At 29.8% G+C, this 21920-nt stretch carries 24 protein-coding genes, 2 pseudogenes and 1 riboswitch; of the genes and pseudogenes, 17 read left to right on the forward strand and 9 right to left on the reverse strand.

What is annotated here, in order from left to right; genetic code table 11:
• Positions 1–18 precede the first annotated feature (18 nt).
• Together JL193_RS09750 and dinB are read right to left on the reverse strand one after the other, a co-directional pair.
• Positions 19–465 (reverse strand): GNAT family N-acetyltransferase, encoded by a 447-nt coding sequence (locus JL193_RS09750; RefSeq protein ID WP_207970629.1) that lies wholly within the window; start codon positions 463–465, stop codon positions 19–21.
• A gap of 62 nt (positions 466–527) precedes the next feature.
• The gene (dinB, locus tag JL193_RS09755; protein WP_207970630.1) at positions 528–1610 is read right to left on the reverse strand and encodes a DNA polymerase IV; all 1083 of its coding nucleotides are present in this window, start codon (positions 1608–1610) and stop codon (positions 528–530) included.
• Between the two features lie 63 nt (positions 1611–1673).
• Positions 1674–1896, forward strand: a riboswitch (cobalamin riboswitch).
• Between the two features lie 141 nt (positions 1897–2037).
• Between dinB and JL193_RS09760 the strand changes: the two genes are divergently transcribed.
• A complete protein-coding gene (locus JL193_RS09760) occupies positions 2038–3108 on the forward strand; it encodes a DUF5074 domain-containing protein (protein ID WP_207970631.1) in 1071 nt (356 codons plus the stop codon).
• Positions 3109–3210: 102 nt separating this feature from the next.
• Here the strand turns inward: JL193_RS09760 and JL193_RS09765 are convergent, their stop codons facing one another.
• Positions 3211–4056 carry an alpha/beta hydrolase family protein gene (locus JL193_RS09765; RefSeq protein ID WP_207970632.1) on the reverse strand — a complete coding sequence of 282 codons (846 nt, stop codon included), beginning with the start codon at positions 4054–4056 and terminating at the stop codon, positions 3211–3213.
• Positions 4057–4066: 10 nt separating this feature from the next.
• A complete protein-coding gene (locus tag JL193_RS09770) occupies positions 4067–4672 on the reverse strand; it encodes a LysE family transporter (RefSeq protein WP_207970633.1) in 606 nt (201 codons plus the stop codon).
• 358 nt (positions 4673–5030) lie between these two features.
• Between JL193_RS09770 and JL193_RS09775 the strand changes: the two genes are divergently transcribed.
• From JL193_RS09775 to JL193_RS09790, 4 genes and pseudogenes are all read left to right on the forward strand, one after another.
• Positions 5031–5246: a hypothetical protein gene (locus JL193_RS09775; RefSeq protein WP_207970634.1), complete on the forward strand. Its 216-nt coding sequence runs from the start codon at positions 5031–5033 to the stop codon at positions 5244–5246.
• Positions 5236–5647 (forward strand): annotated as a pseudogene (locus JL193_RS09780) (putative toxin-antitoxin system toxin component, PIN family). The gene JL193_RS09775 and the pseudogene JL193_RS09780 overlap by 11 nt, the downstream one beginning before the upstream one ends.
• 560 nt (positions 5648–6207) lie before the next feature.
• Positions 6208–6456: an FUSC family protein gene (locus JL193_RS09785; protein WP_207970635.1), complete on the forward strand. Its 249-nt coding sequence runs from the start codon at positions 6208–6210 to the stop codon at positions 6454–6456.
• Positions 6457–6459: 3 nt separating this feature from the next.
• Positions 6460–7182, forward strand: coding sequence for a DUF3667 domain-containing protein (locus JL193_RS09790; protein WP_207970636.1), 723 nt, complete (start codon positions 6460–6462; stop codon positions 7180–7182).
• Between the two features lie 51 nt (positions 7183–7233).
• On the opposite strand, the gene JL193_RS09795 is transcribed toward JL193_RS09790, so the two are convergent.
• On the reverse strand, positions 7234–8205 hold the full coding sequence (locus tag JL193_RS09795) for an IS110 family RNA-guided transposase (RefSeq protein WP_207970637.1): 972 nt from the start codon (positions 8203–8205) through the stop codon (positions 7234–7236).
• Between the two features lie 468 nt (positions 8206–8673).
• Here JL193_RS09795 and JL193_RS17210 point away from each other — a divergent pair.
• The 4 genes and pseudogenes from JL193_RS17210 to JL193_RS09815 form a co-directional block, all read left to right on the forward strand.
• A pseudogene (locus JL193_RS17210) lies at positions 8674–8856 on the forward strand (type II toxin-antitoxin system RelE/ParE family toxin); the annotation flags it as partial.
• Between the two features lie 3 nt (positions 8857–8859).
• Positions 8860–9144, forward strand: a complete 285-nt coding sequence (locus JL193_RS09805; protein ID WP_207970638.1) for an addiction module antidote protein — start codon at positions 8860–8862, stop codon at positions 9142–9144.
• 80 nt (positions 9145–9224) lie between these two features.
• Positions 9225–9797, forward strand: a complete 573-nt coding sequence (locus tag JL193_RS09810) for a sigma-70 family RNA polymerase sigma factor (protein WP_207970639.1) — start codon at positions 9225–9227, stop codon at positions 9795–9797.
• 49 nt (positions 9798–9846) lie between these two features.
• On the forward strand, positions 9847–10746 hold the full coding sequence (locus tag JL193_RS09815; protein WP_207970640.1) for a sterol desaturase family protein: 900 nt from the start codon (positions 9847–9849) through the stop codon (positions 10744–10746).
• A 166-nt stretch (positions 10747–10912) separates the two neighbouring features.
• On the opposite strand, the gene JL193_RS09820 is transcribed toward JL193_RS09815, so the two are convergent.
• Together JL193_RS09820 and gdhA are read right to left on the reverse strand one after the other, a co-directional pair.
• Positions 10913–11536, reverse strand: a complete 624-nt coding sequence (locus JL193_RS09820) for a LysE family transporter (protein ID WP_207970641.1) — start codon at positions 11534–11536, stop codon at positions 10913–10915.
• Positions 11537–11772: 236 nt separating this feature from the next.
• Positions 11773–13116 (reverse strand): NADP-specific glutamate dehydrogenase, encoded by a 1344-nt coding sequence (gene gdhA / locus JL193_RS09825; protein WP_207970642.1) that lies wholly within the window; start codon positions 13114–13116, stop codon positions 11773–11775.
• A 210-nt stretch (positions 13117–13326) separates the two neighbouring features.
• Between gdhA and pheS the strand changes: the two genes are divergently transcribed.
• From pheS to JL193_RS09845, 4 genes are all read left to right on the forward strand, one after another.
• Positions 13327–14346 carry a phenylalanine--tRNA ligase subunit alpha gene (gene pheS / locus JL193_RS09830; RefSeq protein ID WP_207970643.1) on the forward strand — a complete coding sequence of 340 codons (1020 nt, stop codon included), beginning with the start codon at positions 13327–13329 and terminating at the stop codon, positions 14344–14346.
• Positions 14347–14520: 174 nt separating this feature from the next.
• Positions 14521–14916 (forward strand): hypothetical protein, encoded by a 396-nt coding sequence (locus JL193_RS09835; protein WP_207970644.1) that lies wholly within the window; start codon positions 14521–14523, stop codon positions 14914–14916.
• A gap of 527 nt (positions 14917–15443) precedes the next feature.
• Positions 15444–16397, forward strand: a complete 954-nt coding sequence (locus JL193_RS09840) for a Fic family protein (protein WP_207970645.1) — start codon at positions 15444–15446, stop codon at positions 16395–16397.
• 195 nt (positions 16398–16592) lie between these two features.
• On the forward strand, positions 16593–16856 hold the full coding sequence (locus JL193_RS09845) for a GIY-YIG nuclease family protein (RefSeq protein ID WP_367890044.1): 264 nt from the start codon (positions 16593–16595) through the stop codon (positions 16854–16856).
• A 43-nt stretch (positions 16857–16899) separates the two neighbouring features.
• Here JL193_RS09845 and JL193_RS09850 read toward each other — a convergent pair whose 3' ends face one another.
• Positions 16900–18375 carry a Na+/H+ antiporter NhaC family protein gene (locus JL193_RS09850; protein WP_207970646.1) on the reverse strand — a complete coding sequence of 492 codons (1476 nt, stop codon included), beginning with the start codon at positions 18373–18375 and terminating at the stop codon, positions 16900–16902.
• A 155-nt stretch (positions 18376–18530) separates the two neighbouring features.
• On the opposite strand from JL193_RS09850, the gene JL193_RS09855 reads away from it, so the two are divergent.
• The 4 genes from JL193_RS09855 to JL193_RS09870 are packed head-to-tail and all read left to right on the forward strand — an operon-like array spanning position 18531 to position 21466.
• A complete protein-coding gene (locus tag JL193_RS09855; protein ID WP_207970647.1) occupies positions 18531–19181 on the forward strand; it encodes a hypothetical protein in 651 nt (216 codons plus the stop codon).
• A complete protein-coding gene (locus JL193_RS09860; RefSeq protein ID WP_207970648.1) occupies positions 19168–20226 on the forward strand; it encodes a sensor histidine kinase in 1059 nt (352 codons plus the stop codon). Before JL193_RS09855 ends, JL193_RS09860 begins: the two co-directional genes overlap by 14 nt.
• Positions 20216–20911 carry a LytR/AlgR family response regulator transcription factor gene (locus JL193_RS09865; RefSeq protein WP_207970649.1) on the forward strand — a complete coding sequence of 232 codons (696 nt, stop codon included), beginning with the start codon at positions 20216–20218 and terminating at the stop codon, positions 20909–20911. The genes JL193_RS09860 and JL193_RS09865 overlap by 11 nt, the downstream gene beginning before the upstream one ends.
• A 12-nt stretch (positions 20912–20923) precedes the next feature.
• Positions 20924–21466: a pyridoxamine 5'-phosphate oxidase family protein gene (locus JL193_RS09870; protein WP_207970650.1), complete on the forward strand. Its 543-nt coding sequence runs from the start codon at positions 20924–20926 to the stop codon at positions 21464–21466.
• Positions 21467–21470: 4 nt separating this feature from the next.
• Here JL193_RS09870 and JL193_RS09875 read toward each other — a convergent pair whose 3' ends face one another.
• Complete coding sequence (locus tag JL193_RS09875) at positions 21471–21905, reverse strand: TerB family tellurite resistance protein (RefSeq protein ID WP_207970651.1); 435 nt, start codon at positions 21903–21905, stop codon at positions 21471–21473.
• Positions 21906–21920: the final 15 nt, after the last annotated feature.

The raw sequence follows: 21920 nt of genomic DNA on the forward strand, positions 1-21920 counted from the left end.
AGGTCTTTTATATCTACTTTATAACTGTTTTTCAAAGCAAATACTATTTTCCATACTTTTATATTGTCCGTAATTTTCAATCACTTTATAATTGCATTTATGGTAAAATGTAACAGCTTCTTTCTGTCTTTTTCCTGTTTCTAAAACACACTTTTTATACCCTAATTCTTTTGCCCAAACTTCTAATTCTAAAAGTATTTTTTGTGCAATTCCTTTTCCTCTGTTTTCTGGAGAAACATACATTCGTTTTAGTTCCATAGAAATATTGTCGAACTTTTTAATAGCACCACAACCAACAGGAATCTTATCAACATAAGCCAAAACAATATGTTTTAAAATATTAATATTATTAAACTGATTGTAGAAATCATGCTCATCTTCATCCGTGATTTTTAAATATGCATCTAATTCTTTTACCAAATTTTTAAAATCTTGGTTTTCTGAGTTGGTTCTGATAATTTTCATTTTCGTAATTTTTAGACCTGACAGGTTTTTGAAACCTGTCAGGTCTTCAAAGAAACTGTGCGTTAAAATTCAAATTTTAACTGTACCCAAACAGGTTCTTTAATTTCTGTGTTTAAATTTCCGAAAGAAATTCCTAATAAACGCACAGAATTTGTTAATTTATCTTGAAATAACAATTCTTTTACCACAGGAAAAAACTCTTTTTTTGTTTGCATAAAATTGGGTTTTGTTTTGCTTCTTGTTTGCTGTGTAAAATCGGAATATTTAATTTTTAGAGTGATGGTTTTTCCTTTTGTGTTGTTTTTTAGCATTCTTCGTTCCAATTCATCTGCAATTTTTTCTAACTTTTCAATCATAAAAATTTCTGATGAAATGTTTTCGTTAAACGTTCTTTCGGCTGCTAAAGATTTTCGAATTCTATTCGGTTTTACAGGGCTATTATGAATTCCGCGAACAATATTGTAATAATGCGAGCCCGATTTTCCGAATAAAGTAACCAGTTCTTCCAACGATTTTTTCTTTAAATCGTTTCCAACAAAAATGCCCAAATTGTACATTTTTGCGGCGGTTACTTTACCTACACCGTAAAATTTATTTACCGGTAATTCTTCTAAAAATTGAATAACCTCTTTTGGATGCACTGTTTTTTGTCCATTAGGTTTGTTAATATCCGAAGCTATTTTTGCGATAAATTTATTAATAGAAATTCCTGCAGAAGCTCGCAAACCTGTTTCTTGATAAATACGTTCTCGAATTTCTCTGGCAATATCGTTTGCAGACGGATTTCCTTTTTTATTTTCGGTAACATCTAAATAAGCTTCATCTAAAGAAAGGGGTTCTACTAGATCTGTATATTCGTAAAAAATCTCTCTAATTTTTGCTGATAGTTCTTTATAACGTGCAAAATCTGACTTTACAAATATTAAATGTGGGCACTTTTTTTTAGCCAAAACATTACTCATAGCAGATTTTACCCCAAATTTTCTTGCCTCATAACTTGCTGCAGAAACCACGCCTCTATCTCCACCACCACCAACAGCAATTGCTTTGCCTCTTAATTCTGGATTATCTAACTCTGCCACAGACGCATAAAATGCATCCATATCTACATGAATTATTTTTCGAAAAGGAGGTTCTAATTTCATTTTAACAAAATAAGGGAGTTTCTTAACAGTTCTATTTTTTTTTATCTCTAAAAAGTAAATACTTTCGCCGCATAAAGTATTGGTTTTTATGTTCGATGTATTGAATGTAAAATTAAAAGGGAATCAGGTGATTTTTTAGTTAAAAAAATCCTGAACTGTTCTCGCAACTGTAAGCTTCGTCTTGTAAAAAGATGTCTGTTAAATCTCACACCACTGTTTAAAAATTTAAATGGGAAGGTTTTAACAAAAAGTAAGTCAGGAGACCTGCCAGTGCTCAAATTCGTGTTTTTATGCTTTCGAGAAAAAGGCAGAAGACTATTATTTTTTGTTCGACATACGTATTTTTTTGTTTGATTATTTTTTAATCTAACCCATAAGATGCAATGTGTATGCGAATTTTTAAACCGTAACCTAAAACCCAATTATAATGAAGAATTTTTATGCTGCATATGCATTTTTATGCATTTTCGTATTTGCATCTTGCTCTAAGAAAACAACGTCGAAAATTGAAGAAGAAGCTGTTTTCGATTCCACCTTTATTTTAACATTAGAAAGCGATAAAACAGCCATTAACTTTTTAAATAGCGGTGCTTTTTTAACACCAAATGTGTACGAATCTACTGATAGAGAATCGATTTCTTTTTCGAGTTTCGACAACGCTTTGTTTGTTGTTAGTAAAAAAGGGCCCAATTACATTACACAATTTAACGTAGAGAATTTAAATGTTGATAACGTGGTGACCAGTTCCGACCTTACTGCACCTTCTTATTTAGAAATGTATTCGGCTACAGAGGGCTTGGTTATTGGAGTTTCTGGAAGAGGAAGGCGTAAAAAATATAATGTTGCTCCCGTAAATATAACCACTGGTATTGGTAATAAAATAGATGGCTTTTCTGACAATATTTTGTACAATAATGCTGCTTTAGTAACCGATGGAAATACTGTTTTAGTTGCAGATGGTAAAGATTTAAAAGCAATGAATACTACCACAAAAGAAATAACTACCTTGTTAACTTTTGCCGAAAATATTTCTGGTATTTTAAAGAACAAAAATGGTACAATTTGGGTCGCTACAGAAAAAAGAACCGAAAAAGCGGCGTTTACAAAACTAAATAAAGATTACTCTATAAACGAAGTGGTTACTGTTACAGATAATACTATTAATTTATTTAAAAACAGTCTTTTAAGTTTAAATCGTTCTAGTTTTACAGCTTATTGGTCAGAGGCTGCTTCTGGTAAAATTTACAGATTTAATACTATCACAAAATTAGTAGAAGAGTTTGTAACACCAGCCACAAATAATGTTGCTTTAACAACCGTTGTAAAACAACACCCTGTTACCAAACAAGTTTTTGTAATAGGTTTAGAAGATTTTTTAGACCCTGATAATAGTATTATCGCCATTTATAATGATGATAAATCTTTCGAAAAAAAGGTTGAAAAAGTAGGAACGTCTCCTATCGATATTTATTTTTCCGATAAAAATTTTACAAATTAGGCAAGTTTAAAGTTTTAGTTTAAAAGCGAAATTACCTGTTTTAAAAACAAATAATTTCGCTTTTAATAATCAAAATATAAAAACGTTAACAACTGGGTTAGCCTAACTTTTAGTTATAAAATCAATACAAATTTTAGTAACAGCTGCCAATTCTTTAGACATTTTGTCTTTTTTCCAAGGATGGGAAACATTAAAAACATGGTCTGCATTTTTAATGATTTTTAAAGTGCTTTTAGGGTTCCAAGAATGTATTTTTTTACCTTCTTCTACAGAGATTGAGGCATCAGAATCTCCATGAATTATTAGATGTGGAACCTTAATTTTTTGGGCAGACTTCTTAATATTTAGTCGTTCTTCGTTTTCTTTAAAATTAGTGTAAAATTGATAAAAATGAGGCATTAATTGCTTTGTTCTTCCGTTTAAAACATATTTTACGCCTGTTTTTTTCCAATTTTCTAAATCGCCAATTGTAGATGACCTTGAACCAAAGTCGCAAACAGAAGCCAAAGAAATTAGGTTTTTTATACGCGAATCTTCAGCTGTTTTTATGGTAACAATTCCTCCTCCTCTACTGTGACCAATTATTGAAATACAATGGCTATTTGCTTCCTTTTTAAAATCGGTATTCGTAGAAATCCAATCTAAAATACTTTCTAGATCGTCTAATTCTTTGGTGTAATTATTATTCCCAAAAGCTTCTAAATCTGGAAAATCTATAGGTTGCTTTGGAGTACCTCCATTGTAAGAAAAATTAAATTTTATAAAGAAAAAACCTGCACTTGCAAATGCTGTTGCCATTAAATTCCAAGCGCCCCAATCTTTAAAACCTTTGTAGCCATGGCAAAAAATAATTATTTTTTTAGGTTGATGCGTTTCTTTATAAAAAACATCTGTTACAATTGGTTTTTTGTGTTTTCCTTCAACAAGTATGTTTTTAATTATTTTCATTCTTTTCGATTTAAAGAACAAATTTAAGAAAAGTAAACAGCGCAAAACCAGCTGTAATAAAACTTAAAATTAAATTGATATTGTTTGTTAAATTCCCCGTTTTTTGTTGAATTAAATAGGCAAATCTTCCGTACAAATATAAAATAAAATAGGCGCCAATTACAGCACCTACAACAAAATATAAGGTAGAAGTAATATCGAAATTTGTCATATTATACGACATTAAAAGTGCCACAATTCCAGAGAAAAAAGGAATTGCAAACATGTTTAAAACAGATAAAACAACTCCGAAAAAAAAGGAATTTTTTCGATAAACTTTTATTTGTTTTTTTTCTTTTTTATTTTGTTTGAAAAAATAAACAGACAAAAATAACAGTACAATAATGCCTGCTTTCTCTAAAATTTCTATAAAAGTAGGGTTTTTTGAAAGATATTGTATCAAATAAATAGAAAGATACGCTTGTAGAAAAACTACCAACGAAACTCCTAGAGTAAAATTACTAAAATCTTTTTTGCTTCTATCTAATCGTATTTTTAAAGCTGTCATGTTTAACACACTTGGCAACGTAAAACCTAAAAATGAAAACACAAAACCGAAAAAAAAGAGAAAAAACATATCCATTAATTTTATAGGTATTGTGTCGTATTTATCATTAAAAAATTACTGTTTTCGATAAAAATACCAAACACTCGCTCGTTAGTAAATTCTTATGGAATTTTTAAAATGTTAGATATTGACCCAAACTCTAAAAAGTTAAATGCGGAATTGACAAAATGTGGAATTTATATCTTTATGGAAATATTACTATATTTATCTCAATTAAATTTGGTTGCTTTTTTGCCTACTACTGAATTTCCTTTGGAAATTCTTCGCAGACAAAATTGCACTATTCTTATACAAAACGTTGTACCACATACTGAAAAAAATTCGTGATTTGAATATTATTCAGTAAATTTATTGAAAATTAAAGAAAATGGAAACTATCCGAATTGACATAATAAACCCAAAAGCGAAAAAACTTCTTAAAGGTTTAGCGGATTTGAACTTGATAAAGATTAATAAAGAAAAATATAAATCGGAATTCTCTGCTTTACTAAAAAAAATAAGGGCTAAATCTAATGAAGAGATTTCGTTAGATGAAATAACCAAAGAAGTCGAGCAAGTGAGAAAATCACGATATGAAAAATAAGAAAATAATCCTTGATACAAATCTTTGGATTAGCTTTCTGATTTCCAAAAAATTCAGTCAAATTGATGAACTGATTGAAAACAAAAAAATCATATTGATTTTTTCCAACGAATTGCTCGAAGAATTTATTGATGTTGTAAGCCGACCGAAATTTAAAAAGTATTTCTCAAAAAAAGGATATTGAGAAAATTCTTGAGTATTTTGACCAATTTGGAGAATTAGCAAAAATTACTTCTGACATAAAAATCTGTCGAGACGAAAAAGACAACTTTTTACTTAATCTATCTGTTGATTCAGAAGCAGATTATTTAATTACTGGAGACAAGGATTTGTTGATTTTAGAAAAGATTCAAAATACCAAAATCTTGACTTTTTCAGAATTTATTGAACGGACTGAATAAAAAGTACGCGGTACAACGAAGCGTATAACTCATTGCTAATCAGTTTATTAATTTAAAGTTAAGACCTACTTGAAAAGTCGCCAAAAACAAGTCAGTTGTTTAAAAATAACTTTTAGTTTTTTACCGTTTCGAAATCTGAAAAAAATATTTTGAATCCAAAAATGTGGAACACTCTCTCGCTCGCAAAATTCAGGCGGAATTTTGCAAATAGTTGGAATTGTAAAACGTATGAATTCACTCAAACTCTGAAAAAATTAAACGCGGAATTCTTACTCAATTTTTGAGTTTAAAACGTTTTTGGAATTAAGCAAAATGTGGAATTAAAATCTTTACGGAAAACAAAAAAAACGTTGAAAAAAAACATAAAAACACGCATTTGCTAACACCGCTTATAAAAAATTGCTATTTTTAGCCTTATCAAAATTAGTTGCTTTTTTGCCTACTACTGAATTTCCTTCGGAAATTCCTCGCAGACAAAATCGCAACTTTCCATAAACAAATACGTTGGCTGCAATTATGACAAACAAAATCGATTTAAGTAATCCTTTTAAATTGTACAAATGGAGGAAAAAGAACTGTCGGAATTAACGGATCAAGAATTATTGGACAAAGCAAAAAAACTAAAGTCAGATTCCTTCACCAATGCGGTGTTTATCGGTTTTCTAATTGGAATTGTAATCTACAGCATTGTAATGAACGGATTTGGATTTTTTATACTCATACCTTTATTTATCGCATACAAATTAATTACCAATTCAAAGAAAGATAATGCTTTGAAGAAATTGTTGAAGGAACGAGATTTAGAATAGGCGATGGCAGAAATTTGTAAAAATTGTGGAACCGAAATAACCCAGAACTACTGCCCTATTTGTGGAAATCCCGCAAACCTGAAACGAATCGATGCCCAATACATATTTCAGGAAATCCGAGATGTTCTCAACTTCGAAAAAGGACTCTTATTTACAATAAGGGAGTTGACAATAAATCCGGGTAGAAATATAAGGGCCTTTCTGCATGAAAATAGGAACAGGCTAGTAAAACCGATATTGTTCCTAATAATTACCTCATTAATCTATACCCTGTCAAACAAGATATTTAATTTCGAAGACGGTTACATAAATTATTCGGGAAATGAGCAATCCACTGTTATAAACATTTTTAAATGGATTCAGGGAAACTACGGTTATGCCAATATCATTTTGGCCATTTTCATTGGACTATGGCTGAAATTATTTTTCAGAAGATATCAGTTCAACTTTTTTGAAATTCTGATACTTCTCTGCTTCGTAATTGGCATGGGAATGTTAATATTTTCAGTATTCGGAATCGTTCAAAGTCTGACACAAGTAAACTTGATGCAAGTCGGGGCCGTAGGAGCATTTATTTATACGACATACGCTCTAGGTCATTTTTTCAACAAAAGAAAATTTCTTAGCTATGTCAAAGCATTTTTTGCCTACCTACTTGGAATGATTACCTTTTCTCTAGCCGCAATAGCTATAGGGCTAATAATAGATTTAATTATCCAGAAATAGGGAATAACTGCAGCCAACAAAGTACTGTGGTAAAAAACAAGTAAAAACTCATTAATTTTTTACGAAAGTACTTTTATAATTTTCATCATATATTAATCCTGATTTTGCTATTGCAAAGACCTGTTTTAGTAGTTTATTACAGACTGCGATTAAGGCTAATTTTTTGCTCTTTCCCTTGGCTACGATTCGTTGATAAAGATCTCGACAAGCCTTGTTGTATTTGCATGCATTAAAACTACACATAAACAATAAATTTCTTAGTTTTTGATTCCCTATTTTACTTATTCTCGATCGTCCTTTTACACTACTACCACTTTGTCTAATTGTTGGCGTTAGACCTGCATAACTACACAATTCACTACCACTCGTAAAACGCTCAAATCCATCGGTTAAAACTACTAACATTAAAGAGGTTTTGGGACCAATGCCTGGGATGCTTTTTAAACGTGTTAAAACATCGTTATGAACTTCTTTTACTAAAATTAATAGGTCTTCTTCTATCGTTTTTATTTCTTTCTCAACATGTTTTAAACTGCGTTTTAAAGACCTCACAACAGATTTACTTGGTGTACCTAAAACGGCTTCGCCATGTAATTTATTTTTCAGCATAGTGCTCTGCTTTGTATATGCTGAAAGGGTTCTTGTCATTTGTAAACATTCCAGCTGATGTTTAGAATTGCCTTTCCACAACTTTAATTTAACCTGCTTTGCATACTCACAAATTAGTTTAGAATCGCTCTTATCTGTCTTTATTTTAGACAATTTCATTTGAATAAAACGTTTTACCGATAATGGATTTTCTACCGATAATTTAAAACCTTTTTCTTGTAAATAATAGGCTAATTGGTAATGATAATAACCGGTAGCTTCCATCACGCAATGACTCTTTAAATCTAATAATTTTACAAACTTTTTAAAGCCTGTTAAATTGTTTTTAAACTGGTAATAATTGCCATCTGAATCTGTGACATCAAAAAATAAATGACTGATGTCTATTCCAAAATATTTAATATCTTTATTCATAAATAAATGTTTTTACGAAAGGACATACTACGCGAGTTTCAACGACTTAAAAGCGAGGTCTAAAAGCCTCATAGAACTGTACGAAATCTGTGTAGAAAAGAGAGGGGATTTTCAATGTTGACGAAGTCTATGCTTCTGCGTATATATTAACCTTATTCCTCTCTTTTGTCTTTTCTTAATTATGTTCAAATTTAATGAATTACAAACTTAAGAAGTGTATAATTAATTGCTACTTTTAGCCATATCAAAGTTGGTTGTGGTGCATTAAAACCCGCTCTGCCGAAAACTGAATTTCGAAGTAAATAATCCAAAAATTATTCTTGAACTTGTATCCAAGTAGATACAAAATTTATGTTCTTTATTGAGAAAACAACTGAATTTGACAAATGGCTGAAAAAGTTAAAAGACTTTAAGGCAAAGGCGAAAATTTTATTTAGAATCTAAAAATTAGAAACAAACGAACATTTTGGCGATTTTAAAACTGTTGGAGACGGAATTTGGGAAATGCGAATAAATTTTGCGAAAGGTTACAGAGTTTACTTCAAGGAAAAGGACGGAAAAGTAATTGTTCTTCTGATTGGCGGAGATAAATCAACTCAACAAAAAGACATTGCAAAAGCGAAAGAAATTTGGAAAAAATTAAATAAATAGAAAATGGGAACTTCAAGATTTGAAATAGCGGATTATTTGGACAGTAAAGAAATGATTGCGGAATATCTTAATACAGTTTTGGAACAAGGCAATAATGCAGATGTAATTAATGCAATCGGACATATAGCAAAAGCTATCGGAATGACAAAAATTGCGGAGGAAACTGGATTGAGCAGACCGAGTTTATATAAAGCATTATCCGATGGAGCCAAACCACAATTTGCGACAATAATGAAAGTGTTGAAAGCAATCGGAGGACAAATTCAAGTGAATCCAGCTTCTGCCTGAATAAATAACGCACCACAACAAAGTATAGCTCATTAAAACGAGGTTTATACAAAACATTATGCATGCAAAAAAAAAAGACAATGACATTTAAAGAAATATGGGATAAGCACAAAAGTCATTTACTGAATTTCATCAAAACTAAAATGGATGACGAAAATATTGCAGAAGATGTTTTGCAAGAAGTTAACTTAAAACTGATTGAAAATCTAAACAGAAAGACAGAAATTAAAAACTATAAAACTTGGATTTTTCAAGTAGCTAGAAATACAATTGCAGATTATTATAGAAAAAATAAAAGATATTCTGAATTACCAATAAATGAATCTGAAATAACCAATTCAAGTACTTGTTTCTGTGATTTGACAGGGTTTGTAATTCAAACTTATCTACCTGAAAAATATAGCAGACCACTTTTTTTAAGTGATATTGAGCAAAAACCACAGCAGGAAATTGCCGAAATACTCAATTTAAGCTTAACAGCAACCAAATCAAGAATACAAAGAGGACGAAAAAAATTAAAAGAATTGGTAAATAAATGCATCGATATTTCATATAACAATAAAGGTCAAGTGTCTGATTTTCAATTAAAAAATAACTGTGAACTTCCTCAAGAACTAAAAAATGAAATGGCAAGAATAAATTTTATTCCATAATCCTGCGTCTTTTTAGTTTACTCATACGACTACAAGAGAAAGTAAACAAATGAAACATAAAATTATATCTTCAGTAGTTGTACCAACATTATTAATAATAACAGGTATATTTAGTTATTTAACATTTCAAAATAATTGGAATTTAGAAATAGTATCCTATTCCATTTTTCTCTTTACCCTTTTTTACATTCTAATTTTAGAGCGAATAATTCCACTAAAACAAGAATGGAAACCAAACAAACAGACATTTTGGACAGATATTAAACATTTCATTTTTTCGACAGCCATATTTGATGCTTTAGGAAAAATGCTTGCATTATCAGTTGTTATTAATCTTCAAGAAAAATTCTTTCCAATAACTAATTTTTGGGATTCATTGCCATTTTTGGCAACATACATTATTGCTAATTTAATAGGCGAATTCCTTCCATACATTTATCATAGAGTTAGCCATAAAGGAAATACAAAGTCGTATTTAAGTCTTTTGTTATGGAAGATACATTCCATTCATCATTTGCCAACAAGTTTAAATTGGTTTAAAACAAACTGGATTCATCCAATCAATATTTTTTTAAACACTTTTTTAAAAATAACACCTCTTCTACTTTTAGGATTCAATAAAGAAATCATATTTTTAGTGGGTATTACACACGTAGTAATTGCTTACATCTCTCACGCAAACATTCAAACACAAAAAAGTTTTTGGGATTACATATTAGTTACGCCACAAATTCATCATTTTCATCACAGTATAAAAATGGAAGAAGCAAAAAATTTCGGTAATGTTTTTCCATTTTGGGACATATTATTTGGTACATATTATAACAGAAAAGGAGCTGTTGTAGATGTTGGAATTATTGAAAACTCTAAAACAAATTATCCAAAAGATAAAGAATACTTTAAGCAACTATTATTTCCAATAACAACCTCAAAGGAATGTTGTGAATGAAAATGCCTGTGCATAACAACTGTAACCGTTGCACAACTCTTTCGTTTTATAAAAAATTGCTGCTTTTAACCAAATTAAAATTAGCTGTAATTTTGCTTACTACTTAATTTCTTTCGGAAAACCCTCTCACACAAAACCGTAACCATTCAAACACATAATGGTATAATTATTTCGATAGTAAATAAATTAGATTTATAAAGCCAACAAGACCTGTTATGCAGCCTAAAATAAAATCCATTTTTGTAGCAATAGATGTTAATTTGTGTTCAATTTTTTCGGCAACTATCGCATATAAAGAGTATAAAGTAAAAGAGCCAATTGTAGAGCCAATGGAAAAGTAAAATGCATTTAATAATGAGTATTCGAAATATTCTAAACCAATTAAAATCGAAATTGTTGTAAAATAAAACGGAATTGCAATCGTGTTTAAAGAAGACATTATTATACCGTGCAAATACGCCTTCGATTTTGGGATTTCTTGTTTTTCTTTTGCAACTTTTGTGGTAAAATACATGCGAAAAAAATTAATAGACAACAAGAACAAAATTCCAGTTCCTATTTTTTGAATTAGGGTAATATATTCTGAATTTTCCATTAAAATACTGGCTAAGTAAGCACCAATATTTGCTTGAAAAAATAAAATAGTTGCATAACCCCCAATTAAATAAAAAGCGGCTTTTTTTCCGTTTCTTAAACTAAATTTTACAACCGTTAAATTTAAAAAACTAGGTGTAATGCTACCTGCTGCTGCAATAAAAAAACCGAAAAGTATAAAAATTAGTAGGTTCATAGCTTCTTTTAGATGTGCAAATAAACGAAAAAGAGGCTGTCTCAAAAGTAAATTTAGCTATCATTTTAAGCATTCCTAAAATCAAAATATATTTTGATTGAAAGTAGCGAACGAAGTTATCGAAAAATCTAAGATATTGAAATTCAATAAATAAGATTTCTCCATTACAGTCGAAATGACAAATTTTAATACTTTCGAGACAGCCCTCTTCTTCTTTATAAGAACTTAAAGTTTTTTTAGATAACTCCTTGTGCCAACATTGCGTCTGCAACTTTTACAAAACCTGCAATATTTGCACCTCTAATATAATCTATAGAACCATCGTCGTTTTTACCATATTCTACACAAGAATCATGAATATCTTCCATAATATCTTTTAATCTTGAATCTACCTCTTCTCTCGACCAAGAAATTCTTAACGAATTCTGGCTCATCTCTAATCCAGAGGTTGCTACTCCACCAGCATTAGAAGCCTTTCCTGGGGCAAACAAGATTTTTCCTTTTTGAAATTCGTGAATTGCATCTGGTGTAGAAGGCATGTTTGCGCCTTCAGAAACACACATACAACCGTTTTTAATTAATTGTTTTGCTTCCTCTCCATTCAATTCATTTTGAGTGGCACATGGCAAAGCAATATCACATTTTACAGACCAAGGTCTTTCGCCTTCAAAATATTTTGCTTCTGGATATTTATCTACATACTCGCTAATTCTACCACGTTTTTCATTTTTAATATACATAACGTGTTTTAACTTTTCTGTACTAATACCATCTTCATCTAAAATATAACCTCCAGAATCAGATAATGTTAAGATAGTAGCTCCTAATTCGATTGCTTTTTCAGCAGCATATTGTGCCACGTTTCCAGATCCAGAAATCACTACTTTTTTTCCTTCAAAAGAATCGTCTTTACGTTGCAACATGTTTTGTGCAAAATACACGGTTCCATATCCTGTAGCTTCTGGTCTAATTAAAGAACCACCCCAAGATTGCCCTTTTCCTGTTAAAACACCTGTAAATTCGTTTTTTAGTTTTTTATACATTCCAAACATAAAACCAATTTCTCTCGCTCCAACACCAATATCTCCAGCAGGAACATCTGTATTTGGGCCAATATGTCTAAATAATTCGCTCATAAAAGCGTGGCAAAAACGCATTATTTCGTTGTCTGATTTTCCTTTTGGATCAAAATCAGAACCTCCTTTTCCACCACCCATTGGCAATGTTGTTAGCGAGTTTTTAAATACTTGCTCAAAAGCTAAAAACTTTAAAATACTTGCATTTACTGTTGGGTGAAAACGCAAACCACCTTTATATGGGCCAATTGCCGAGTTCATTTGTATTCTATACCCTCTATTTACTTGAATTTCTCCACTATCATCTACCCACGAAACACGAAAAGAAATTAATCTTTCTGGTTCTACCATTCTTAATAAAATATTTTTCCCATGATAAATATCATGATTTACGATATAAGGAATTACAGTTTCTGCAACTTCTTGAACAGCCTGTAAAAATTCTGGCTCATGGTTATTTCTACTTTTAACCATTTCCATAAATTCTTTAATTTTTAACTCCATAATTTTATGTATGATTTTTTACGAATTTTACAAAATTTTAAAGCAACAAAGATAAGTATTTTATGAATTGACAAAATAAATTTTTTATTTTATTTAATACCTTACTTCTCCATATTTCAATCGATTTCGAAAGCTTGTTTTGTTTTCTTCTCTTTAGGTTGATAAAACTCTACAAAAAACACTAAATTTGCTTCATAATTTTACCCGAAAATGTTAGACAAAGTAAAAGAATTAATTGGCGATGTAAAGGCGTTTAATGCCACCACTAAAGAAGATGTTGAGGCATTTAGAATTAAATATTTAGGAAGCAAAGGTTTGTTAAAAGATTTGTTTGCCGAGTTTAAAAATGTAGATGTAACCTTGCGAAAAGATTTTGGGCAAGCATTAAATAATTTAAAAAAATCTGCAGAAGATAAAGTAGCAGCATTAACAGATGCTTTAGACCAATCTTCCAATAAACAATCTTTTTATGGCGATTTAACACGTCCTGCAGAGCCTATTGAGCTAGGTTCTCGTCATCCAATATCTTTGGTAAAAAACCAAATTATAGAGGTTTTTAACAGAATTGGTTTTACGGTTTCTGAAGGACCAGAAATAGAAGACGATTGGCACAATTTTACGGCATTAAACTTGCCAGAATATCATCCTGCAAGAGACATGCAAGACACGTTTTTTATTGAGCAAAATCCAGATATTTTATTAAGAACACATACCTCTTCTGTACAAGTTCGTTATATGGAAAATAACGAGCCACCAATTCGTACCATTTCTCCTGGGCGCGTTTTTAGAAACGAAGATATTTCTGCACGCGCGCACTGTATTTTTCATCAAGTAGAAGGTTTGTATATAGATACAGATGTTTCTTTTGCCGATTTAAAACAAACCCTTTTATACTTTACAAAAGAGATGTTTGGCAAGTCGAAAATTCGTTTGCGTCCTTCTTATTTTCCATTTACAGAGCCAAGTGCAGAAGTAGATATTTATTGGGGTTTAGAAACAGAAACCGATTACAGAATTACAAAAGGTACAGGTTGGTTAGAAATTATGGGTTGTGGAATGGTAGATCCTAATGTGTTGAAAAACGCCAATATAGATCCTACAAAATACTCTGGTTACGCCTTTGGAATGGGAATTGAGCGCATTGCAATGTTGCTGTATCAAATACCAGATATTAGAATGTTTTACGAAAACGACAAACGTTTTTTAGAGCAGTTTAAGAGTGTAATCTAAAAGCCCACCTTAACGAAAACAGAAGAAACTCCAATCTGTTCTATTAAAAATTTTCCTTTTAAAATCTATAAAATATCATTTTTAGATTCAATAAAAGTTAAAAACATTTATAGATAAGCAATAAAAAAATAACAAATTATCAAATAATTTCTCCCCTTTTTAGGAAAGAGGCTTATGAAAAAAGACATCAAAATACCAGAAGTTACCAACGTAAAAATGGCTGTTGTTTATGAGTTTAACGACATTTATAACACCAGTGATTGGAATGTTTATTTAATCAACAATAAAAATGTTGATTTAGAAATGGTTATGATTGTTTCTCAAGGTTTTTCTGACACTAAAACCACTTCTTTATTGCGTAAAAAAATAGACAAATTGCCAGCAAATTCTTTTGCAAAAATTGAGTTTATGCAACCTGAATTATTCAAACTAAAAAATCGTTTTCAAGTGAGTTTTTTTGAAGGAAATACGTTGTTTGAAAAAACATTTTTATTCAAAGAAAACACGGTTAAAGAAGGTGCTTTAAGAGAAATTGCTGAATTAAAAAAACGTGGGGTTTTGGCGAAATAATATTTAAAATAGAAATACATTTTCCACACCGTTTTGTCGCGCTGTAAGCGTCTCACACGCAAAATAACAAACCGAAAAAGTTAAAAATAATAGATATCTCTTTTTAAAAATGATAAACTTATTTAGAATAGAAAAAACAAGCTTGCGTTAGCAATTGAATTTTTCGACTTCGCTTAAGACAAGCGAATTGCTTGAGCTTTTTTTACTTTTTCTAAAAAAAAGCGAGTAGTAAAAACGCGACTTTATCCTGAATGCCTTCAGACTAAAATAACACCAAAATTATTTTAAAGATGTTTGCTTCAATAAAAATTTATTGAAACCAAAAATCCACTGGTTTTATTTTGACCTAGAAAGGTCAAAAAATAAAATACTGTATTTAGACTCTCGTTTTCACGGAAATAACAATTGCAACAGAAACCCCCAAGGCATCGCCTCTAGAATTCTTTTCGGTTAAAAAATTTCGTTTCATTACATAATTAAGGCGAAATAACTGTATTTTTGATAGTATCAAATGATAGTATCAAGAAATGAAACCACCTTACGAAATAACATCTTCTATTTTAAAATTAATAATTTCTATTTCAGAGAAAATAGGAGAAGTAAATGCTAATTTATTAAACAAACCTTCGCCAAAACTGAGAAAACAGAATAGAATTAAAACTATTTATTCTTCTTTAAAAATAGAAGGAAACACACTTACAGAAGAACAAATAACAGCACTTCTTGAAAACAAAAGAGTTATTGGCCCTAAAAAAGATGTTCTTGAAGTTTTAAATGCTATAAAAATCTATGAAAATTTAGAAAAGTACAATCCTTCTAATGAAAAATCTTTTTTAAAAGCGCATAAAATCTTAATGGAAGACCTAATTAAAAATTCTGGAAAATATAGAAATCGAAGTGTCGGAATTGTAAAAGGCTCAAAAGTTGAGCATTTAGCACCACCTTTTGAGAATGTGCCATATTTAATGAAAGACCTTTTTGAATATATGAAAAAGTCTGATGAAATTGAATTAATTAAAAGTTGTGTTTTTCACTACGAAATGGAATTCATACATCCCTTTTTGGATGGAAATGGCAGAATGGGACGATTATGGCAAACTTTAATTCTAATGGAAAAATATCCAATCTTTGAGTTTCTCCCCTTTGAAACGTTAATTAGCAACGACCAAGAAAAATATTATAAAGCCTTGTCTGAATGTGATAAATCTGGAAAATCAACTAAGTTTATTGAATATATGCTCAACGTAATTGACATTTCAATAAGTCAGTTATTAGATTTTAATAATCGAACATTAAATGAAAAAGACAGATTAGAATATTATGTTTCATTAAATAAAACTAAATTTACAAGAAAAGATTATATGAATATTTTTAAAGGTATTTCTTCAGCGACAGCAAGTAGAGATTTAAAAAAAGGAGTAGAAGTAGGTTTATTTGAAAAAATAGGAGAAAAAAATAAAACAATTTATAAATTAAAATAACTAGGCACAACCCCAATTATTCAAGCTTAATAATCGTTTTCAAGTGAGTTTTTTTGAAGGAAATACGTTGTTTGAAAAAACATTTTCCACACCGTTTTGTCACGCTGTAAGCGTCTCACATGCAAAATAACAAACCGAAAAAGTTAAAAATAATAGATATCACATGCTCCTGATATCTATAATTTTTATGTTTATATTCTTACAAATAAACATAAAACGGTTTTATATACAGGCGTTACCAATAACCTTACGTTACGGTTACAACAGCATCAAGAAAAAAAGAATCCCAAAAGCTTTATTGTAAAATATAATGTACATTATTTATTGTTTTACGAACATTTTGGTTGGATACAAGAGGCTATTGTCAGAGAAAAAGAAATAAAAAACTTAACAAGGCAAAAGAAAATTAATTTTAGAAAAAATGCTAAAATGGAATTTTTAAATCATTCATTTGAATAATGTTGTGTGAGATTTCTGCGGAATGACAAAACTGAAAAGAAACTTACCCAAAAAACCCAATAATTAAATACAAAATCGTAGTAATTACACCACCAACCAATGCATAAGGCAATTGTGTTTTTACATGATCTATATGATCGCTGGCAGATGCCATGGAAGAAATAATAGAAGTATCTGAAATTGGCGAACAATGGTCTCCAAAAATTCCGCCTCCTAAAGTGGCTGCAACTACCATGGTAACATCAGCTCCATGAATATTTGCCATTGGAATAGAAATTGCCAGCATAATGGCAAACGTTCCCCAAGAAGTTCCTGTAGAAAATGCAATAAACGAACTAATTACAAACACAACTGCTGGTAATAATTGGGGCGATAACCATTTTTCTGTAGCTGTAGCAACGTATTTTCCAGTTTCTAATTCTCCACAAGCGTTTCCAATGGCGAATGCCAATAACATTAATAACGCCAAAGGCATTAATTCGCTTATTCCTTTTAATGTTAAATTTACAGCTTCTTTTGGCTTTAAAAAACCTTGAATCATATACATTGTAATTGCCACTAAAAGTGCTGTAATTACGGCGTATAAAACAGATGATGAGCCAGAACCTGCGCCAATGGCTTGTTTTATATGATCAAAAGTTGATGAGAATTCTTTAACTTCATTCCAACCTGTGTAAATTAAATTGATAGGCATCATTAAAACCATGGTTAACAAAGGCACAATCATATTATAGGCTCTTGCTGGAATCCCTTCTTTTGGCGGAAATGAAGTTACCTCATCTGAAACCATTGGTTTGGAGCCTTCATTCATTAATAAACCTGTTTCTTTGGTTCTTTTTTCGGCTTTTTTCATTGGACCAAAATCTTTCTTTGTTAAGATTACCACAAATACAATTGCAATTGCCAATAAAGGATAAAAGTTATACAAGATAGACGACATCATTACCGGAAATGGTTTTTCTATTCCTTGTGTAATTAATAAACCCATAATAAATGCGCCCCAAGCATTAAAGGGAATTAATATGGATGAAGGTGCAGAACTTGAGTCTGCAATGTAAGCCAGTTTTTCACGCGGAATTCCTAATTTATCGAAAATTGGTCTGTACAAAGTTCCTACTGTTAAAGAGCTAATACTAGTTTCTACAAACAACAACAATCCTGTAAATGTTGCCAAAATTTGTACCATTACTCTGCTGTAACCCGATTTTTTGTTTTCGTATTTTACCAATTTTTTATTAATAATATTGATAAACCCTTCTACTCCTCTCGAAAATTGAATAAAAATTAGCAATGCACCCACCAAAGCACTAAATATAATGGTTCTTGTGCTTCCTTTATCTTGGAAAACGTTTACCATTCCTTCAATCATGGCTAAGGTTCCTTTTAATGGGTTCCAGCCTTCAATTATCAACCAAGAAAACCAAATTCCGAACAACAAAGCGATATATACTTGTTTGGTTCTTAATGCTAAAATAATGGCAACAATGGGTGGTATTACTGAAAGAAAGCCGTATTCCATAAAAAAAGTTTTTATTTTTAATTTAAAGGCTACAATTTAGAGAGTTTATTTTAAAAACCAATTGTTTATCGAGAAAACAACTGTGTTAACCGAATTTTATTTTTTTTACATTAATATATTCTTTCGTTTGTAAAATAATCTATAAATTTAAAATTATGACTGCTAGAAATTTAATTTTTGCAATTTGTTTGTTACTTTTTACTTCTTGCGTAGTAAAATCTTTACATCCTTTTTATACAAAAGAAAGCATTTCTTTCGATAAAAATTTTATTGGCAAATGGGAAGATTCTAAAAAAGGAAAGTGGAATGTTGTCGCTTTTACAGATAAAATAATAAAAGATGACTCAAAAATGAAAAAAGATGATTGGAAATTATATCTTGACTATAAAAACAGTTACTTTATAAAGAGAGGTTATAAAAATAAAGAAGTTATATTTATTGCAACTCCGTTTGTTATAAATAATCAAAAGTTTTTAGATTTCTTTCCAATAAATCAAGAAAGTGGTATTGACAATTTATTAGAAAGCCACTCAGTATATACACATAGTTTGGTAAAATATGATGTACAAAAAAATGGAGAGATAGAAATAAGATGGTTAGATGAAGATAAAATTGAGGCACTTTTTAAAGAAAAAAAGATTAAAATTAAGCACGAAAAAATTGGCTTAACAGATGACAAGTATTTATTAACAGCAAAGCCCGAAGAATTACAAAAATTTGTTAAAAAATATATGGCATCTAACGATGCTAAAAAATGGGAAACCTCTACAAAATTTACTCTAAGCAAAATAAATGTTACAGATTAACCCTTTTTTTCTTTTAAAAAAAAGCCATAATAAAGTTGTATTTAATACTTTATTATGGGGGTTTTCTTTTGTGCTTTTATTATTTGTGTTTTCAGAGGATTTTTCACCGACTAAAATAGATTATGTATATACCATCTCTTTTTTTATTACTTTAATAATTCCAGTAATTATAAATTTATATTTTCTAATTCCTTTTTTCTTAAAAAAAGAAAAGTATTTAATTTTTAGCCTTCTTTTTCTTACAAATTTAGCCCTATTTACACAATTAAATATTTGGTTTTTTAATTCTTTAATCGAAGGATTTTTCTCAGACTATTACTTTATATCTTATCATTCTAATATAAAAATAGTATTCATTTTTGCTGTTTTTTTAATTATTACTACACTTATAAAACTTTCTAAAGACTGGATCTACTTAAATAAAGTAGAAAACAGAACTTTAAAATTAGAAAAGCAAGAAATAGAAAACCAATTATCTTCTTTAAAAGCACAAATAAATCCGCACTTTTTATTTAATTCTTTAAATGTATTATATTCTTTATCACTAAAAAATAAAAAAGAAACCACAGAAGCAATTTTGCAGCTTTCAGATATTTTAAGATATGTTTTGTACGATGTAAGTACTAAAAAAATTACTTTAAAAGAAGAAGTTATTTTACTAGAAAAATACATCGATTTTCAAAAATCAAGACACCAAAAACCAAACATAAATTTTGATGTAAAAGTTGATAATTATAATTTTAAAATATACCCAATGTTATTGCTACCATTAATAGAAAATAGCTTTAAACATGGCATTAAAGGCGAAATTGAGGCCGCTTTTATCGATATAAAAATAAAGCAAACTAAAAATAGCTTTTCTTTTTTTATAGAAAATAATCTTCCTAAAGAAAAACCAGTAGAGTATAATAACGTTGGCGGTTTAGGCTTAAAAAACATTCAACAAAACTTAGCCCTTATTTATCCTAAAAAACATTCGTTCTCTACAAGTATTACAAACAATAAATTTCAAGTTTCTCTTAAAATAAATGCAAATGAATATTAATTGTTTAATTATAGATGACGAACCTGCATCTCAAGAAATTATACAACTTTTTATAAGAAAAATTGGTTTTTTATCACTTACAAAAACGTGTAACAATGCTGTTGAAGCTTTAAATGAACTTAAATCTAACCCAACCATTAATTTAATTTTTTTAGATATTAATATGCCTAAAATATCTGGATTATCATTTTATAAATCTTTACAAAACCCTCCTTTAGTAATCTTTACAACTGCGTATCCACAATATGCTGTAGATGGTTTTAATGTAAATGCTGTAGATTACCTTTTAAAACCTTTTTCTTTTGATCGTTTTTTACAAGCTGTAAATAAAGTTACAGATAAATTAGAAATACCTAAAAAAGTAACAAACTCAAAAGAAACCATTTTAATTAAGGCCGATAAAAAGTTGCATAAAATAAAAATTTCTTCCATTTTTTATATAGAAGCATTTGGAGATTATGTGAAAATTCATCTAGAAAATAAATTTCTTTTAACAAATAATACCTTTAAAAAAATACTAAGCCTATTACCTGAAGATACTTTCTTTCAGGTTCATAAATCATTTGCAATCAGTTTAAAAAAAGTAAATACTGTTGAAGGAAACCAAATTTTTATTGACACTAAAAAAATACCAATTGGTTCAAAATATAAATCAAATTTTTTAAAGAAATTTAAAAACGAATAGTATCTTTATAACATGTCTAAATTCTACACTAAAATTACCTCTCGACTTCAAAAATTTATAGAAGCTCAAAAAATATTTTTTGTAGCAACTGCGCTAACTTCAGGCAGAATTAATGTATCGCCAAAAGGAATGGATTCTTTTAGAATTATCGAAGAAAATCGCGTTTTATGGTTAAATGTTACTGGAAGTGGCAACGAAACTGCTGCACATTTACTAGAAAACAAACGCATTACTATAATGTTTTGTTCGTTCGAAAAAGTGCCAAATATTTTACGTTTGTACGGAAAAGGAAAAGAAATAAAAGAAGGCGATGCTTCTTGGAACGAGCTTATTTCCTTGTTTCCAGAAATTCCTGGAACACGTCAAATTTTTGATATTAAAGTGGAATCTGCCCAAACATCTTGCGGAATGTCTATTCCTTATTTTGAATATAAAGGAGAAAGAAACGATTTAAACAATTGGGCAAAAGAACAAGGCGAAAAAGGCATTAAAAACTATTGGAAAAACAGAAATCAAGAAAGTATAGACGGTTTGCCAACAAATATTTTAGATTAAACTTTTACACAAGATTTATCTTTTTAATCGCCGAAGTAAAATCTTCTAAATTATTATCATTCATCACTAAATGTATCGCTTCGTCGCAAACTTTTTCTGCATTATCTATAGAAAAATGCAAACCAACTGCAATTTTTCTTAATAATTTTACTTCCTTTAAAGCGGCTTCTCCATCTACCAAAACCATTTTTGTTAAACGATACAAACGTTCTATTCTTTCATCGTAGCTAATTGGCGGATTTATAGGAAATTTTTCGGGATTGTTTATAATGGCTGTAAATTCTTCTAAACTAATATTTAATCTTTTACCCGTTTTAATTAACAACGCTTTTTCTTCTTCGCTAATTTTTCCGTCTGCTTTTGCAATTTTTACAATGTTTGCAAAATGCCCAATTTCTTTTTTATGCTCTCCGTTAAAATATAAATCTGATATCGACATTTGTTTGTTTGTTTT

This window comes from Polaribacter batillariae, from assembly GCF_017498485.1.
Classification (GTDB): domain Bacteria; phylum Bacteroidota; class Bacteroidia; order Flavobacteriales; family Flavobacteriaceae; genus Polaribacter; species Polaribacter batillariae.

Excerpts from the sequence above, each read along its gene's own strand:
- JL193_RS09810 (WP_207970639.1), top strand. The coding sequence starts at position 9,225 with ATGACATTTAAAGAAATATGGGATAAGCACAAAAGTCATTTACTGAAT.
- JL193_RS09850 (WP_207970646.1), bottom strand. The coding sequence starts at position 18,375 with ATGGAATACGGCTTTCTTTCAGTAATACCACCCATTGTTGCCATTATT.
- JL193_RS09860 (WP_207970648.1), top strand. The coding sequence starts at position 19,168 with ATGTTACAGATTAACCCTTTTTTTCTTTTAAAAAAAAGCCATAATAAA.
- JL193_RS09795 (WP_207970637.1), bottom strand. The coding sequence starts at position 8,205 with ATGAATAAAGATATTAAATATTTTGGAATAGACATCAGTCATTTATTT.
- JL193_RS09840 (WP_207970645.1), top strand. The coding sequence starts at position 15,444 with ATGAAACCACCTTACGAAATAACATCTTCTATTTTAAAATTAATAATT.
- JL193_RS09765 (WP_207970632.1), bottom strand. The coding sequence starts at position 4,056 with ATGAAAATAATTAAAAACATACTTGTTGAAGGAAAACACAAAAAACCA.
- JL193_RS09750 (WP_207970629.1), bottom strand. The coding sequence starts at position 465 with ATGAAAATTATCAGAACCAACTCAGAAAACCAAGATTTTAAAAATTTG.
- JL193_RS09760 (WP_207970631.1), top strand. The coding sequence starts at position 2,038 with ATGAAGAATTTTTATGCTGCATATGCATTTTTATGCATTTTCGTATTT.
- JL193_RS09805 (WP_207970638.1), top strand. The coding sequence starts at position 8,860 with ATGGGAACTTCAAGATTTGAAATAGCGGATTATTTGGACAGTAAAGAA.
- JL193_RS09815 (WP_207970640.1), top strand. The coding sequence starts at position 9,847 with ATGAAACATAAAATTATATCTTCAGTAGTTGTACCAACATTATTAATA.
- JL193_RS09775 (WP_207970634.1), top strand. The coding sequence starts at position 5,031 with ATGGAAACTATCCGAATTGACATAATAAACCCAAAAGCGAAAAAACTT.
- pheS (WP_207970643.1), top strand. The coding sequence starts at position 13,327 with ATGTTAGACAAAGTAAAAGAATTAATTGGCGATGTAAAGGCGTTTAAT.
- JL193_RS09865 (WP_207970649.1), top strand. The coding sequence starts at position 20,216 with ATGAATATTAATTGTTTAATTATAGATGACGAACCTGCATCTCAAGAA.
- JL193_RS09820 (WP_207970641.1), bottom strand. The coding sequence starts at position 11,536 with ATGAACCTACTAATTTTTATACTTTTCGGTTTTTTTATTGCAGCAGCA.
- JL193_RS09785 (WP_207970635.1), top strand. The coding sequence starts at position 6,208 with ATGGAGGAAAAAGAACTGTCGGAATTAACGGATCAAGAATTATTGGAC.
- JL193_RS09875 (WP_207970651.1), bottom strand. The coding sequence starts at position 21,905 with ATGTCGATATCAGATTTATATTTTAACGGAGAGCATAAAAAAGAAATT.
- JL193_RS09770 (WP_207970633.1), bottom strand. The coding sequence starts at position 4,672 with ATGTTTTTTCTCTTTTTTTTCGGTTTTGTGTTTTCATTTTTAGGTTTT.
- JL193_RS09835 (WP_207970644.1), top strand. The coding sequence starts at position 14,521 with ATGAAAAAAGACATCAAAATACCAGAAGTTACCAACGTAAAAATGGCT.
- JL193_RS09855 (WP_207970647.1), top strand. The coding sequence starts at position 18,531 with ATGACTGCTAGAAATTTAATTTTTGCAATTTGTTTGTTACTTTTTACT.
- JL193_RS09870 (WP_207970650.1), top strand. The coding sequence starts at position 20,924 with ATGTCTAAATTCTACACTAAAATTACCTCTCGACTTCAAAAATTTATA.
- dinB (WP_207970630.1), bottom strand. The coding sequence starts at position 1,610 with ATGAAATTAGAACCTCCTTTTCGAAAAATAATTCATGTAGATATGGAT.
- JL193_RS09790 (WP_207970636.1), top strand. The coding sequence starts at position 6,460 with ATGGCAGAAATTTGTAAAAATTGTGGAACCGAAATAACCCAGAACTAC.
- gdhA (WP_207970642.1), bottom strand. The coding sequence starts at position 13,116 with ATGGAGTTAAAAATTAAAGAATTTATGGAAATGGTTAAAAGTAGAAAT.